General features: G+C 51.6%; 11 protein-coding genes and 1 pseudogene. 7 read left to right on the top strand and 5 right to left on the bottom strand.

Annotation, left to right across the window (positions count from 1 at the left end; all coding sequences use genetic code 11):
- Window positions 1-50 precede the first annotated feature (50 nt).
- Window positions 51-1,139 (bottom strand): low temperature requirement protein A, encoded by a 1,089-nt coding sequence (locus MKX70_RS28335; protein WP_042234795.1) that lies wholly within the window; start codon window positions 1,137-1,139, stop codon window positions 51-53.
- A 187-nt stretch (window positions 1,140-1,326) separates the two neighbouring features.
- Here MKX70_RS28335 and MKX70_RS28330 point away from each other — a divergent pair, with 187 nt between their 5' ends.
- Window positions 1,327-3,162 carry a UbiD family decarboxylase gene (locus MKX70_RS28330; protein WP_042234797.1) on the top strand — a complete coding sequence of 612 codons (1,836 nt, stop codon included), beginning with the start codon at window positions 1,327-1,329 and terminating at the stop codon, window positions 3,160-3,162.
- Window positions 3,163-3,170: 8 nt separating this feature from the next.
- Here the strand turns inward: MKX70_RS28330 and MKX70_RS28325 are convergent, their stop codons facing one another.
- Entirely contained in the window at window positions 3,171-3,554 is a 384-nt protein-coding gene (locus tag MKX70_RS28325; RefSeq protein ID WP_042234798.1) for a hypothetical protein, read from the bottom strand.
- Window positions 3,555-3,707: 153 nt separating this feature from the next.
- Window positions 3,708-4,871 (bottom strand): copper amine oxidase N-terminal domain-containing protein, encoded by a 1,164-nt coding sequence (locus tag MKX70_RS28320; RefSeq protein ID WP_340841331.1) that lies wholly within the window; start codon window positions 4,869-4,871, stop codon window positions 3,708-3,710.
- Window positions 4,872-5,111: 240 nt separating this feature from the next.
- On the opposite strand from MKX70_RS28320, the pseudogene MKX70_RS28315 reads away from it, so the two are divergent.
- The 6 genes and pseudogenes from MKX70_RS28315 to MKX70_RS28290 all read left to right on the top strand — a co-directional run.
- Window positions 5,112-5,198: pseudogene (locus MKX70_RS28315) on the top strand (VOC family protein); the annotation flags it as partial.
- A 38-nt stretch (window positions 5,199-5,236) separates the two neighbouring features.
- Window positions 5,237-5,812, top strand: a complete 576-nt coding sequence (locus MKX70_RS28310) for a GNAT family N-acetyltransferase (protein ID WP_340841330.1) — start codon at window positions 5,237-5,239, stop codon at window positions 5,810-5,812.
- Window positions 5,813-6,248: 436 nt separating this feature from the next.
- Window positions 6,249-10,352, top strand: coding sequence for a choice-of-anchor I family protein (locus MKX70_RS28305; protein ID WP_340841329.1), 4,104 nt, complete (start codon window positions 6,249-6,251; stop codon window positions 10,350-10,352).
- Window positions 10,353-10,522: 170 nt separating this feature from the next.
- Window positions 10,523-11,440, top strand: a complete 918-nt coding sequence (locus tag MKX70_RS28300) for a helix-turn-helix transcriptional regulator (RefSeq protein WP_340788545.1) — start codon at window positions 10,523-10,525, stop codon at window positions 11,438-11,440.
- 70 nt (window positions 11,441-11,510) lie between these two features.
- On the top strand, window positions 11,511-12,077 hold the full coding sequence (locus tag MKX70_RS28295) for a GNAT family N-acetyltransferase (RefSeq protein ID WP_340841328.1): 567 nt from the start codon (window positions 11,511-11,513) through the stop codon (window positions 12,075-12,077).
- Between the two features lie 234 nt (window positions 12,078-12,311).
- The gene (locus MKX70_RS28290; protein WP_231637823.1) at window positions 12,312-12,656 is read left to right on the top strand and encodes a DUF2642 domain-containing protein; all 345 of its coding nucleotides are present in this window, start codon (window positions 12,312-12,314) and stop codon (window positions 12,654-12,656) included.
- A 467-nt stretch (window positions 12,657-13,123) separates the two neighbouring features.
- Here the strand turns inward: MKX70_RS28290 and MKX70_RS28285 are convergent, their stop codons facing one another.
- Both MKX70_RS28285 and MKX70_RS28280 read right to left on the bottom strand, forming a co-directional pair.
- Complete coding sequence (locus tag MKX70_RS28285; RefSeq protein ID WP_340788540.1) at window positions 13,124-14,518, bottom strand: helix-turn-helix domain-containing protein; 1,395 nt, start codon at window positions 14,516-14,518, stop codon at window positions 13,124-13,126.
- A gap of 195 nt (window positions 14,519-14,713) precedes the next feature.
- The gene (locus tag MKX70_RS28280; RefSeq protein ID WP_042234807.1) at window positions 14,714-15,871 is read right to left on the bottom strand and encodes a glycosyltransferase family 4 protein; all 1,158 of its coding nucleotides are present in this window, start codon (window positions 15,869-15,871) and stop codon (window positions 14,714-14,716) included.
- Between the last annotated feature and the right edge of the window lie 178 nt (window positions 15,872-16,049).

The following is a 16,049-nucleotide window of genomic DNA, read 5'->3' as shown; positions in this document are numbered from 1 at the left end:
AGGGTCAGGGAGACCTTTGGTACAGCCTTTGTACTTGTTGGGCGTGTTGTCTAGGTTGTGATCCTGGCATACACCGCGAAGAACAGCGCCAGCTCGCCCATGATCAGCACATTCGGAACATGGATTACGAGATCCAGCACGTAGAAGCAGATCAGAAGAGCGGTGAGCAGCGCCAGATGCTTAACCCCCAGCCGGTGCTGCTTATGTCTGTAGACATGGAAGACCAGTGTGGTTGAAGCGAAGTAGAGCAGGACTGAGCCGAAGAGCAGATTCAGCATCAGGTCATAATGAAGCTTGTTCAGGAAGAGCAGCTGGATTGATGCGGCAAGCATACATAACGACAGATAGATAAACAGATGTCCGTAGATAATAGTCTGTCCGGCCGTTTGAATATGCATATCGAGCTTCTTCTCCAGGTTGTCATAATACTGCCACCACACCGCGATAATCAATACGAAGGTGAGGGCGGCGAAGCCGACAGATTGTCCGGTCCAGGTACTGGACTGCAGTACGGCAAGAATGCTGACGACAGATTCACCCAGGAGAATTAAAGCGAACAGTGAGAACCGTTCCAGCAGATGATGCGTATTGGCGGGAGTCTTCACAAGAATCCGCCGGCCGGTAAGCGGGAGGATAATGTCCAGCGTAATCCCGGCGTACAGCACGGCATACCGGAGCCAGGAATCGAAGAACAGCGAACAGGCCGAAATCACCAGTCCGATCCAAAAGCGTGTTCCCAAATAACGGGCAGTGTTCCGCAGATGGCCGCTTTCTTTGGAATGTGCGTAGTGATACTGGACGGCGGTCATGATCCGGAGTCCGAGATAGCCAATCAGAAACGGCAGATAGTTGGCATCGAAATCCACAGACAGGCTGGCTGTCATAATCAGCACGAAGAACAATTGGATGATCAGGAAAATCCGGTGCGTCACCGTATCCTGTCCATAGCGGTTGACGAAAAGCGTCTGGCCTACCCAGGCCCACCAAATCGGAATGAAGATCAGTACGAATTTGCCCAGTGTCTCTAGAGAGAGAACCTCGTCTTCTACATGCAGGAGCACATGGCTGGCCTTGGAGACCGCAGCGACAAACAGCAAATCATAGAAGAGCTCCAGCCAGGTTACTTTTTTGATGATCATTCTGTAAGTCTCCTTTGCCGTTTGTTTACCGGAGCAGTCCGGTTAACAAGTATAATAAAGGCTCTGGATAGAAGAAGGCAAGACAGCAGGTGGATTAACCATGGTTCATTCCGGCAGCAATTGACCTGGGCTGCGCTCTCACGGATAATATAGAGGTTCATATTCTTTACAGGATCGGGGTAGAAGCATGTCATATCGTAATATGGAAGAATGCATTATTGACTTGGAGAAGCACGGACATTTAATTCGCATACATGAGGAAGTTGACCCGCATCTGGAAATGGCGGCGATCCATATGAAGGTCTATGAAGCGGGCGGTCCAGCATTGCTGTTCGAGAATGTCAGAGGCTCGAAGTACCGCGCGGTATCGAATCTGTTCGGAACGATCGAGCGCAGCAAATTCATCTTCCGGGATACCTGGCAATCCTCCCAGGATGTTATCGCTTTGCGCAGCAATCCCATGAAGGCGCTCAAGCAGCCTTTCAGATATATTGGAACCGCCCTTGCAGCCAGAAAAGCACTTCCGCTGAAAAAGCGCGGCAGTGCTCCTGCCGGTTTCGAGGAAATTCAAATCTCCGATCTTCCCCAGATCAAGCACTGGCAGGGAGACGGAGGGGCGTTCGTCACGCTGCCGCAGGTGTATTCGGAAGATCCGGACAAGCCGGGGATCATGAACTCCAATCTCGGGATGTACCGGATTCAGCTTAGCGGCAATGAGTACGAGATGAATAAGGAAGTAGGCGTGCATTACCAGATTCACCGCGGCATCGGCATACATCAGTCCCAGGCCAATAAACGCGGCGAGCCGCTCAAGGTGAGCTGCTTCATCGGCGGACCTCCGGCACATACGCTGTCGGCGGTGATGCCGCTGCCGGAGGGCCTCAGCGAGATGACCTTTGCCGGGCTGCTGGCCGGACGCCATTTCCGCTACACCTATGTGGACGGATTCTGCATTAGCAGCGATGCCGATTTCGTGATTACCGGAGAGATCCATCCCGGTGAGACGAAGCCGGAAGGTCCGTTCGGGGATCATCTGGGCTACTACAGCCTGACCCATCCGTTTCCGGTGATGAGAGTGCATAAGGTCTATGCCAAGCGAGGGGCCATCTTCCCCTTCACGGTCGTCGGCCGTCCGCCGCAGGAAGACACCGCCTTCGGAGAATTGATCCACGAGCTGACCGGCGGGGCGATCCAGTCGGAGGTTCCCGGCGTCAAAGAAGTGCATGCCGTAGATGCCTCAGGAGTGCATCCGCTGCTATTCGCCATCGGCAGTGAACGCTATACACCTTATCAGCAGCTTAAGCAGCCGGCGGAGCTGCTGACCATCGCCAACCGCATTCTCGGAACCGGACAGCTCAGTCTGGCGAAATATCTGTTCATCACCGCAGAAGAGGACCAGCCGGTCAGCACGCATGATATTGAAGGTTTCTTGACGTATATCCTGGAGCGGATTAATCTGCACCGCGATATTCACTTCCAGACGAATACCACCATAGATACACTGGATTATTCCGGCACCGGAATCAACAGCGGCAGTAAGGTGGTATTCGCTGCGGTAGGCGAGCAGAAGCGGAGCCTATGCACGGAAGTGCCTGGGATTCTGCAGGCACAGCAGAGCTGGGGACCGGCGGCGATGATTATGCCGGGTGTTGTGGCGCTGCAAGGCGAGCCGTTCGCGGATTACCAGTCAGCAGCAGAGGAAATCGCCGGCCTGTGTGCCGCCATTGCGGAGCAGGGGCCGCTCGATTCCTGCCCGATGATCATTCTGTGCGACGACAGCGGATTCATGTCGGAGCATCTGAACAATTTCCTGTGGGCGACCTTTACACGGAGCAATCCTTCCCATGATATCCACGGGGTGAACAGCAGGGTAGAGCATAAACATTGGGCCTGCGATACTATCATTATCGATGCCCGGGTGAAGCCGCATCAGGCGCCGCCGTTAATCCCCGACCCTGAGGTGCAGAAGAATATACAGCGGGTATTTGCTCCCGGAGCCAGCTTGGGCGGTATGCGGGGATAGAAGGGAGCTTACTCCCTGACGGGCACCTCAACTTTAAGGTATTCATCTTCACTGTTTAAGACGGCGATTGCTTCTGCTGTAGGGATATCATTAATGGCGTATAGCTTGCTGCCTTCAGAGAAAGTAGTGGAGAAGTTGTTGGGAGTATCTGCGATAGGCTCCAGGGACTGCAATGTAATTTCGCCGATTTGTTCCCCCACATCAGTAACCTGCGTTCTCGTAATTTGATATATTCGGTCATTCCATTTGACACATGGAAAGGCAATGGACCCCGCAGTGCGGATCTTTATGTGTTGACTAGAGGGACCCGGCTGCGGGGTTTGTACTTCTTGGTTGGCAGATGAGCAGGCAGCGAGGAAGATTACGCTTGCGGCAACGATGAACTTCTTCATTCGTCTGGTTTACTCCTTTCAGTAAGCTTTTAGTTGGAAAAACGTCACTTAAGTTCAGCCCATATCCCGATATCCCGTAAGATGGGTTAAATTAAGTGTTGTTTATCCAACTACAGCGCCATTTAGGGAGATTTCCCCGGAATTAGTTGACGTTTATTCAGGCAGTGTATAGGTATGCACAGTTTCTTCGCTGCCGTCCAGATAGTTAACAGTGAAGGTGAACACATTGCCCACACGCTTGGTGAACTTAATATGGTCCCCGGGGAACATGTAATCGATTTGCTCCACATCAAGCTGCCCTTCAGCACTGAGTAGCTCCTTGTACAGCGGGACTTGCTCGCCGGTAGTACGATTGACGAGTGTCAGGAGGGCTGTATCCAGAGGGCGGACCAGCAGGACATCCTTGAAGACAGCTTCGACATTATAGTAGACATCTTTCGTGACGGTTGCACCCATCAGGTGTGGTAAATCAATTGTTTCACTGACCGCTCCCGTTCCATCCTCAATCAGCCGCAAAGTCTGCCCGTCATTCAATACCAGCTTCCCCTCAGACCATTCGGCGGCTGTGCCGAAGGAGGTGTAGGTATCTATATGCCCCTGACGAATGACACTGCCATTTTTCAAAAGATAGGTGTAGTACCCGGCATGCAGATGCGGTTCGCCGTAAACATTGCTTACACGCAGCAAAGTCAGGCCTGCAGGTGTATGCTCGAAGGTGAAGTCAATAACATCCAGACCTCTGCCCAGCGTAGCAAGCTTGTGCTTCGTGTTCTGCTTGGTGGTGAGGTACAACTCACCGCTGTCAAGGGATAGGGAATACACTCCGCCCTCGAAGGTTTCCGAATAGCTGCGGTACATATGCAGATGATTGATCAGCAGAGTCTTCTTTGCAGAGTCCCACCGGACAGGTCCCCCTTCAAGTGCCGCTGCAATAAATTTAACAGGTACATACAGCTCTTGGTTTGACATATACGGAGTGCCGCCTAGCTGAACCTTCTGCCCGTCGAGTACACCGGTGGAGCTGCCCAGCTGTACACTGAAGCTTTTATTCCAGCCGCTGAATGTAGCAGTTTTAGCCGCATTGTTCCACAGGATCTCCATTCCGGTAGCTTTCACCAGATTGGCAGGCATGTAGGAGATTCCATTCTTAATCTGTGCGTTCCCCACTGAACTCCCTGATATACCGCTCTCACTGCTATAGGTAAAGTAGATCTTTACCTCAGAAACAGACTTGGCGGAAGCCGGGACTGCCGGTGTGCCCATTGCCATTGCAAGCGCAAGTGCGGGGAGGAGTAATATTTTCCGGGTAATCTTCATCGTTCCCATCCTTTCAATAAAAGCGTGATTGCCATGCTCTGGCATTAATCTTCTGTTCCATATTGACGAATATATAGACGGATATAATGATGGAAGGTTTCGGGTGTTTGTAAAAATATGGACGAAGTGATGATGAGTATGCCCAGTCTCCTGTGGATATGCTACTATGTTGTTTAGAGTGGCAGAATAGCGCTCTCATCCGGGGCATGAAGGCAGTGATGAGATGGCCGGCCTGGTCGCTGGATGTACGGCGCAGGCTTCGCTGATCCCGACGGACACCGCTGGAATGTGCTCTATATGGATATGGATCAGATACCCGAAAGTTGAAATTAGGGAGTATACACTTCATACAGGGGGAAACAAAGATGGATGTATTAGAAACGCAGCGGTTACTCTTACGGGGCTTCAGAGCAGAAGACGGGGACGAGCTATATGCCTATCTCTCGCAGGAAGAGGTTGTGCGATTCGAGCCTTACGGCGTATATGACCAAGCTGCGAGTCAGGCCGAGGCGGAGCGGCGCGCAACCGATCACGCCTTCTGGGCCGTATGTCTGAAGGACAGCGGCAGACTGATCGGGAACTTATATTTCCAGCAGCAGAGCCCGCCGCAGTTTCAGACCTGGGAGCTGGGCTATGTGTTCAACAGTCACTATCAAGGAAAAGGCTATGCGGCAGAGGCTTGCCGTGAGCTGCTGGCGTACGGCTTCGGTACACTCGGGATCAGACGCGTGACGGCGCATTGTGATCCGGATAATCATCCGTCATGGCGGCTGCTGGAGCGGCTGAAGCTGCGCCGGGAGGGACATTTTCTGCAGACGGGGTATTTCAAGCATGATGAACAGGGCAACCCGGGATGGCATGATACTTATGCCTATGGTGTGCTGGGGAGCGAGTGGATGAGTATGAACCAAAGGGAAGATGTTAGCGGCAGATCGCTGTGAGGCTGGCGGAATACGTCCATTCCTCATGCTAGATTCGTTTCCGGCAGAATAGAGTCTCTTAAGTAAGCACAATTGGAATCAATGTTGTACGTTGTACAGCATTAATTCCTGAATATCTGGGTGTCCGGGAGGATTGTTGTATGAAATACAAGAATAATCCTGCTAAACCGCCAAGTGGGGGGAGAAATGTTGCGTTTTCTACAACAATATTGGTTTTTGGATTAGTATAGTGAGGAGAATGTTGTATTATGTGCAGGATTTTACAAAATCTTCGACGCCATAGCCCTACAGCCCCGCTGTGTAGGGCTATTTCACGTATACGGCAGCGGCTTTACATTCAGTTTATGTAAATCTTCAAGTGAGCAAATAATCATCTCCTATAGTAGTTTAAAAAGTAGTTAAAAAATAAACTATAGAGTATAGGAGTGACAATCTCTTGAATTCATCCAGTAAAGCCATCCTTTCTCTTCTCCTCGCCGCAGAGCTTGCAGCCGGAACCGCATGGGGCGCAGGCCCGGTAGCCGCCGCCCCTTCGATACAGCCAGGCACTCCGTATAATGCTTCCGGCAGCTATGATGTAGCCGTTCCGCACATTGTCGTCAACCAGATTTACGGCGGCGGTGATGCCGAAACTACAGAGGGCTACTTCTCCAAAGGCTTCATTGAGCTATATAATCCTACAGATTCGGATGTGAATTTGAGCGGCTGGTCGGTGCAGTATTCCGATCCCGGCATGAACGGTGCCTGGAGCAAGCTTGCCCTGACAGGTACCATTAAAGCGCATACCTCCTACCTTATTACGGACGGTAAAGTGAATCCCGTCTACCAAAGTGACCTCAGCGGCAAGGGGGATCAGAGCTGGGATGAACTTCTTTTTAATAATAAAGGCATGAAGGTAGTCCTTCTTAGCAGTTCCGCTCTGCTGGAGAACGCAAATCCGTTCCTGGACAAGTCACCGGATTATGTAGATATGATCGGCACAGCTGGCAATGATAACGGTGCTACGATCGATGGCTATGAGGCGGATTATCCGACGGGCAAGACCGGCGGGACCTCCAAGCAAAAGTCAGTGCGCCGCACGGACTACGTGGACACGGACAACAATAAAGCGGATTTTGCGCAAATTACGTTCACCTCGCTGGATGGGGCGGCGATGAACCAGCTGAAGCCGCATAACAGTGCGGATGGCGCGTGGGGGATAACGGTTCCTGCCCTGGGCATAGCGACTGCATCATTGCCTCAGGCTACAGCAGGGTCGCCTTATTCAGTATCCCTCTCGGTGTATGGCGGAACACAGCCGTATTCCTACTCCGCAGCGGGCCTGCCTGACGGGCTGAGCATTGACTCCGTATCCGGTGCAGTTAGCGGCACTCCGCTGAAATCCGGAACGGCAACGGTAAGTTTCTCTGTATACGACAGTGCAACTCCTTCCAACAAGGCTGAAGCGATGCTCCCGCTGACAGTCCAACCTGAGGCTGCTCCGCTTACGGAGGATGTCATCAGCATCACCAAAATTGGCGGGTATGCGGTCGGTACGACCAGTGAGGATGGCGGTGTAGCCGAGATCATCAAGTACAACCGTGATAACGGGAAATTCTACCTTGTCAACGGCTCAACCCATCCGGCATCGGTGGACATCGTGAATCTGAAGGATGGCATTCACCCGGAGAAGGAAACCAGCATCAATGTGGAGCAGCTGTCAGAAACCGGGGGCTTCAGCTACGGTGACTTGACGAGTGTCGATATCAATACGGCCACCAAGCGGATTGCTGTTGCTGTACAGGAAGAAGATGCATTGAAGAATGGTAAAGTGCTTGTGCTGGATTATGACGGCAGGCTACTGGAACAATATGAGACCGGCGTCCAGCCGGATATGCTCAAATATACGGAAGACGGCCGTTATATTCTTACGGCAGACGAGGCCGAGCCCCGTACACTAGCAGGTGATCCTGAAGGCAGTGTAACGATCATCAATACGGCTACCAAAGCAGTGAACCTTGTGAAATTCGACGATCCGGGGGTTATTGATGACCTTGTGCATATCCGTGGTGCTGTGGATCCTAAGACCAAGCTGATTACCGGGAAAGGGAGCAAGGCGGATGCTATACGCGATCTGGAGCCGGAGTTCATCGAGCTCTCCGGGGATCAGACAACAGCGTATGTCTCGCTTCAGGAGAATAATGCGATTGCCGCGGTTGATGTTGTCTCCGGAAAGCTGTTATGGGTCAAGGGTCTTGGATTCAAGGATTTCAGCAAGCCGGAGAATAAGCTTGATTTGTTAAATGACAGCACGATCCATCTGGAGAATGTGCCGTTTAAAGGGGTCTACATGCCGGACGGCATCAGCCAATACACAGTAAACGGCAAAACCTATTTGTTTACAGCCAACGAAGGGGATGCCACCGAATGGGACAGCAAGGAAAATGCGACCAGAATCAGCAAAGTGAAAGGCCTGCTAAATCCGGATTCTGCTGCGGCCAAGTTCCTGAACGGCACCACTAAATATGACGGGGTAGAAGTGATGTCGGATATGGGCAATGAGGACATCTATCTGTACGGAGGCCGTTCTTTCTCAGTATGGGATGCGGCGGACATGAAGCAGGTTTATGACAGCGGCAGCGATTTTGAACAGATTACTGCGGAACGTCTGCCAGACTATTTCAATGCAAGCAACAGCAATACGACACTTGACAGCCGCAGCTCCAAAAAAGGGCCGGAACCTGAATATGTCAAGGTAGGCATGGTGGGGAAAAAGGCGCTGGCCTTCACCGGATTAGAGCGTATCGGCGGTCTGATGACCTACGATGTAACCAATCCCGGGCAGCCGCAGTTTGTGAATTATATCAATTCCCGTGAATTCACGCCTAAGAATAATCTGGAGACCGACACCGGGCCGGAAGGGATTGATTTCATCCCGGCTACGGCCAGTCCGACCGGACTGCCGCTCGTGCTGGTCGCCAACGAGGTCGGGGGAACGGTTGCCGTCTACCAGCTGAACGTAACGAAAATTTCACTGGACCAGTCCTCGCTGTCTCTGACAGCCGGAGGAACAGCAGCAGTGCTCAAGGCGACGGCCCAAGCCAGCGGAGGAACGGAGGGCGCGCTCAGCTGGAGCTCTTCCAACGCTTCTGTAGCTTCTGTCGATCAGACTGGCATAGTAACACCGCATGCCGCAGGAACGGTTGTTGTCTCGGTATACAGTGCGGACGGCTACGGTGTAGCTGAATCGCAGGTAACGGTTGCGGCTGCTGGTCCGGTTGCCAGCTTACCGGGGGCGGGTTCTTCCGGTGGAAGCGTGCCCTCACCTGTTGCAGCCTCTGCGGCTGCGGTAACTATAGAAGGCGGCAAAGCGGTTATGGAGCTGAAGGGGCAAGCTGATGCAGAAGGTAAACTCAGCCTGTCGGTAACCGCTGCTGAAGTGGCAGCAGCACTTGAGACCCTGAAGACTTCAAGTGCCAGGGAACTTGTATTGCGTATCGCTTCGGATCGTGCGGCCGCAGCGGTGTCGCTGAAGATTCCAGCCGCAGCATGGGCTCAGATTGCCGGCAGTTCGCTGGAGGCAGTGAGTGTGACCGGAGGACCCGGTACAGTTACCTTCGACCGGGCTGCCTTCTCCGCCATTCACACGGCGGCAGGCAACGAAGATATCAGCCTGACCATCGCCAAAGCCGAGCTCGGCAGTACCTTGACCGGTCAGGCAGCGGCGGGTTCAGCCAGCATCATTGGCAGCCGCCCGGTGCTAAGTCTAATGGTACAGGCCGGAACGCAGACGCTTTCGAGCTTCGGTGAAGGTAAGGTGGATGTAAGCATCCCTTATACACTGGCGTCCGGTGAAGACGCCAATGCGGTTGCTGCCTATCAGGTGAGCGCAGGCGGCGAGCTGGTTGTCCTTCCGGGCAGCAGCTATGATCAGGGGAACGGCCTGCTCTCCTTCCGCACGAATCATTTCTCGGTGTACGCGGTTGGCTACAATAAGCTTGTGTTTGCGGATATGGGAAGCAGTTATGCCAAGGATTCCATTACGTACCTTGCGGCACGCGGCATTGTTACCGGGGTCTCCTCAGAGACATTTGGCCTGAAAGGCAAGCTGAGCCGCGGCGATGCCGCGCTGCTCCTGGCCCGTCTGGCCGGGGCAGAGCTGAAATCCTCAGCTGGGGGCAGCTTTACGGATGTGAAGCCGGGGGACTATTATGCTGCCGCTGTGGACTGGGCGAATCAGAGCGGAATTGTCCGGGGAACGGGAGACGGAAGATTTGAACCCAAGGCACCGGTCACACGCGAGCAGTTCGCCGTGATGATGATCCGTCTGTCAGATTCAATGAAGTGGAATCTGCAGGAGAACGGCGGCTCTGCGGCCTTTGCAGATCAGCAGTTGATTAGCTCTTATGCAGTGGAAGCCGCCACAGCTGCAGCGCAGGCCGGCATTCTCACCGGCCATGCCAGCTCTGACGGCAGTGTTAACTTCGCACCTAAGGCAACCGCTACACGTGAGGAAACGGCACATATGTTAGCCAAACTGCTCAAAGCAGTGCAGAAATAAACCATTTTAAATGATTCCTGAAGGGTGTTTAGAGGCCATAAAGCGGCCTCTAAACACCCCTTTTGCCGTTAAAGGGAGCAGTTAGATGCATCATGGAAAAATCCGGAGCTTCGGGATAAGCTACAAGGGACGCATAAGGATGAGGATGAGAATGGAGCGTGGGGCTGACCATGAAGATTAATCGATTGCTGGGCATCGTAGTCTATCTGCTCAACCGGGAGACCGTCAGCGGGCGGGTGCTGGCCGGGAAGTTCGAAGTGTCCGCGCGGACCATTCAGCGGGACATTGAAGCGATCAGTCTGGCCGGGATTCCCATAGGCTCGCTGCAGGGCCTGAACGGCGGCTATTACATTCTGGACAGCTTCAAGATGAACAGGCAGCTGCTTCAGCCGCAGGACTATGCGTATATTCTGGCAGCGCTGAGAGGTTTCGTGTCCGGATATGACAGCAGGCAGGCTCAGGATACGGTGGAGAAAATGGTTGCGCTCTCGCCGGATAAAGAGGCGGCTCCGCAAGCTTTTCAGCTGAATCTCGGGGTGCTTCAGGAAGGTGTGGGGACCGGCGAAACCATCGCTGTACTTGAACGAGCGATCCGTGAGAAACATGCTGTCCAATTCCAATATACGAATGCCGATCTTAAGGCTTCCTCCAAGCGGGTTGAACCGCTGCTGTTGACCTACAAGTGGTACGCCTGGTATTTATTTGCCTATTGCTGTGTGCAAGCGGATTACCGCCTGTTCCGCTTGTCGCGGATGCGTGATATCTTGGCTCTGCCCGAACGCTTCACCACAGTTCATGGAGATGCGGAGCTCCTGCTGGCAGGGCATGGAGACAACCGGGTCTATCTAAATATTAAGCTGCTCTGTCCAGTGGAGTACCGGGTACTGCTGGAAGAGGCTTTGCCGAATGCCAGGATGCTGGAGATGCGCGGGCAAAACCTGGTAATGGGCTTTACGGTGCCTGAAGAGGAGCAGGGCTGGTTCGGCATTATCCTGCAGCACAGCCATCAGGTCACTGTTCTTGAACCGGAGTCACTCCGGGAGAAGCTGCTGGCCAGAGCCAGAATGATTCTGGATACTTACAACTGAATAGCGACATAATGCTGTCTGATATAGCCCTCTATAATGGATTTATTCCATAGCATAAGGAGAGCTTAGCATGAAAATAGAAATATCAGATCCTTACGTAACCTGTCCTGTTTTTGAAACCAAGCAGTTCCGGCTTAGACAGGTACAACTGGAGGATGCAGAGGATTTATTGGGCTGTTACAGTGACCCTGAAGCCAGCCTGCTGTTTAACAGTGACAATTGCCGCTCAGATTTCCGGTTGAACACCCTGAAGGATATGCAGGATATTATCGGGGCATGGCTCGGGGAATATGAGAAAAGAGCCTATATACGCTTCAGTGTTGTGGATAAATTAGCGGGCACAACTGCAGGGACCATTGAATTTTTCTGCAGAAGAGGAGTGGACGGGGACGATCAGAGTACAGGCGTATTGCGGCTGGATTTGGCCTCTCGCTATGAGACAGAAGAGAACTTGTGCGAGCTTATCTCTCTAGCAGGAGAACGTTTCCGTGAATGGTTTGAATTCAGCGGGATGGTGACCAAAGCAGTGCCGCAGGCAGAACGGCGGATTCGTGTGCTGCGTCAGGAGGGGTATCACCGCTTAGAGCTGAACGGAAACTTTGGCTATACCGATTATTATCTGAAAAGATCCAATTAAAAGTTAATGATTAGTATTATTTGTCTCAGCCCTTCCGGTCTCCGTTTTGGAGAACAGGAAGGGCTGAATTTTCTGCTGAACAATATCGGAATTGTTCCTGGCATATCGGTATTCGTGAAGAACAAGCATAAAATTCAAGGAAATCGGTTATGGAATGGCAAATAGTGAACATGAATAGATCCGGCTCACCCCGCATAGATATTACTGATACTTTAAGGTGAGGGGTGAGGTTATTTGAGCACAGACGGAGCAGCCCGGCATCCGCAAATGCTGCAGCATCCGATCATACAGCCTTGTAATGTGGACCGGATGCCGGCGGTACATACCCAGATCTATCCGATTCCCGGTGTGCCGCAGCCGACGGAATATGTAACACTCCTGGATCCGGTGTTTCTCCAGCATATCAGCCGTCATGTGGGGCAACAATGCTTTGCCGTTATGACCACTACAGGCAGGATCGAAGGTACGCTTGCCGGAGTGGGCGTCGATCATATACAGATCAATCTGGAGGACCGTTCGCTGCATATACGGATTGCGCAGATTGTTTATTTTGAGGGGGCTCTGGCTTCGTATGTGTAGGTTGGCGGTATGAAATAAGCAATAAGCTTTATAGATTTTTTTTCATCCCTTATGGGATGGAGGAAGGTCTTTTTTTGTTACTTTGGAGATTAAACTATTTAAGAAAGCGGGAATGAAGGACATAAATGATGCTTTCTTAAACATTCAGGTAGTCAGAATTCCCTGTCTTCTCTTCATCTAAATGGTGAAAACCGTTGCCGATAGATTGTACCTTCCCTGCTCCCGTCGAATAGTTGCTGGTAATTCCACTATACTTCAAATTTAAGTCTATTTCTGCAAAAAAGACACTCCCGGGTCCGGGAGCATCTTAGGACTATCGTTATACTATTTTCTTAACAATATTATTCAAATATATACAGACTTAACCCTCACCCGCACCATGGCCCATAGTAGAAATTAATTGGGAGCTATTCAGATCTGTTGTGAATCCGATACCTCCAACCGGTAACATAATTACAAGTAGCAGACTAAACGAAGTTAGAAACATGATAAACTTTTTGGTCATTTGGATCCTGCACCTCTCTGATTAGAAATTGATACTGCACTTGCTCTTCTTCGCTGGCTTCATGCCGGTGCTGCTCAAACAAATTTACACATTTAATAATTAGGCTTTCATTATTGATTCTAACGGATGATTCCAAACTTTTGAGTATTACGCTAATTCCATCATGCCGTTTGTTGTGTAAATTATACATAGCTAGTTCAGTGAGGAATCTGGCATGCTGGTCTGCAATAATCTGATGATTATATTTGCCGAAGCCGGAGTTGTATGGTTCATAAGGAACATGCTTAGAAAACCTGGCAAGAATATAATCTATATTCCATCCGTAGCGGTTTGCTGATTTAATGATATTATAGACAGCTGTAAAAACCTGCCCCTCATGGTTAGAGATATAGTCTACATAATCCTGCAGCCCCTCATATTGCCCGGCCATTACACGGTAGAGGTAGGTGTTTGCTGTTCCCCAAAGCTTAAATTGAGCTAACGTCTCCCCGACCTCATCACTGTCTTCCTGTATCCAGTCGGCCTCCATATATTGTGGAATAAGATCTAGAGCCGCTGTATAATTCCTATACTCTTCCTGCACACTGGAGCGCATAAGATAGGAATATAGAATGTAGAAGTATAACGGTTTCTCGGGAGCTTTCTCGCTTCTGTCCTTGCGGCCGGAGGGATACTGGAAATTGTAGCTGAGCGTAGCCAAACGGAGCATCTCCAGGGCCAGCTCATCAACCTTGTCCCACTTGTGCAGTGAATAATAGACATGCATCAGGTGTTTCAGCCCATCCAGCTGATCTGCTACCTCTAACCGCTCAATATTGCATTCAAAAAGTAGAGCCGCCTGCAAATTGAGGACTTGGCTGTCACCAATGGAAATGCGGAATAAGCGGTATTGGCATATAGCAAGCCTTTCGGAATGCTGATACTTCTCACTTGCACTCACATTCTTGTACAGCACCGCTGCTGCCTGCCATTGGCCCTCCTGAAACAAGCCCTCGGCCACTTCAAACAGCATGGGTGCATAGATTAAATTGTCGAGCAGATTCCTAACCACAAGTTCAATACAGTCAAGCCGCCCTAGCTCTGCTGAACTCAGAATGAACGGGCGCAGACGCCGCCAGGTTGGTGCTGAATGATAGAAGCATTCGTCCACATACAAACTATAGAAATGGTCCACCGGTACTCCCATTCCCCGGGTTATCAATTCCAAATGACTCATGGCAATCGGCTGCTGGCCGTTAAGTAAACGGCTGAGCGTTCCCGAATTAATGCCGGTCTGTATGGAGAATTGATTAATGGACATATGCTGTGCAGAGAGATAAGCCTCTAAATGACTGCGAATCGTGGCTGCAGGCTCCAAAGAAACACCACCAATCTAATACCATAATTTAGGTTCTTCATGTTATAAGTGTATAATATGCGCCATTATACCACCGGTCAAGAGCGTGATTGGTAGAAACAGTGAACAACAGGAAAAAGCATCCCCGATGTAACAGGAACGCTCTTCCGGATTTTTGCAGATTGTGATATGAGACGCTTAGCTTCTGAAACTGGACTAGGCAGTGAAAATACCCGCCCCTCCCTGGCTCTTCCTTCTCTCGATCACCTCTTCGTAATCCTTGATCAATCCATCGAAAATATGCTCCCAGGAACGTCCGAGCGCGAGGCGCCGCCCTTCCCGGCCCATAGACGCACGCAAGGCATGCTGGGCGGCTAGGGTACTAATTCCGCGTGCTAGCGCTGCCGGATTACGGGGTTCGAACGAATTCCCGGTGACACCGGGAACAATCAGATCCTTGGTGCCGCCAGCATCTGCCGCGATGACCGGCAGCCCCGAAGCCATGGCTTCAAGCACTACATTGCCGAAGGTTTCCGTGCAGGAAGGGAAGACAAACAGGTCGGCTGAAGCGTACAGCTCCGCCAGCTCTCCGCCATGCTTCGCACCGGTAAAGGTTACGTTGTCCGGTGCCTGTGATTTTAGCTCAGAGAGGAGAGGCCCGTCTCCGACAATCAGCAGCTGCACACCGGAGCGTACGGATTCCGGCAGAAGCTGCATGGCGAGCAGCAGGGTGGTGATATCCTTTTCCGGGGCAATCCGTCCAACATAGAGCATAACCAGCGGCGCGCGCATACCATATCGCTCCCGCAACTCTTCACTTCGTTTCTCAGGAGAATAGAGAGTGCAGTCGACGCCTCTGGACCACAGGCGCAGTCTCATGAAGCCCTCTGCGCGCAGCGAGGTTAATGTCTCCTGGGAAGGGGCCAGCACAGCATCGCAGGAACGGTGAAACCATTTCATATATTTCCAGTAGAGCGGGACAATTCTTCTCATTTTGTAATATTCCAGGTAACGGTCGAAGTGGGTATGGTAGGAGGCAACATGAGGGAGCTGCTGCTTGCGGGCATAGCGGAGGCCGGATAAGCCGATGTTGAACGGGGTGGCCAGATGGATCAGATCAGGGGCGAAGGCCGATAGCTCACTTTGAATAGAGGACATGCCCGGCAAGGCCAGTCTGCACTCGGGATACAGAAAAAAAGGGATGCTGGCGATGGGGCGGACGGGATCGGGGTAGCTGCTCTCCGGTGCGGACTTAGGGGTAAACAACAGATGCTTAATTCCCCTGCGGTGCAAATGACCGGTTAACCGGCTAAGCGTGCGGGCAACACCATTGGTCTGCGGAAGAAACGTGTCCGTGAATAGAGCCAGACGCATCGGAATCCCTCCCTGTATTCTTGTTGCCTTGATCTTAGCAGGTGAATATTTCATGGAGATCAACCGCAGGTTAAACATCTGGTACAGAGGAAGATCAGGGAGTTTCGAATCCGCTTTTTTTTCAAGAAGGGGTGGAGCGGGTATACATAGGTATCAGGAATGAAGGAGGTAAGAGGAT

The organism is Paenibacillus sp. FSL R7-0312, assembly GCF_038004445.1.
In the GTDB taxonomy this organism is placed as follows: domain Bacteria; phylum Bacillota; class Bacilli; order Paenibacillales; family Paenibacillaceae; genus Paenibacillus_AQ.
The sequence above is the reverse complement of the archived record's forward strand: the minus strand, read 5'-3'. Positions and strand labels throughout refer to the sequence as shown.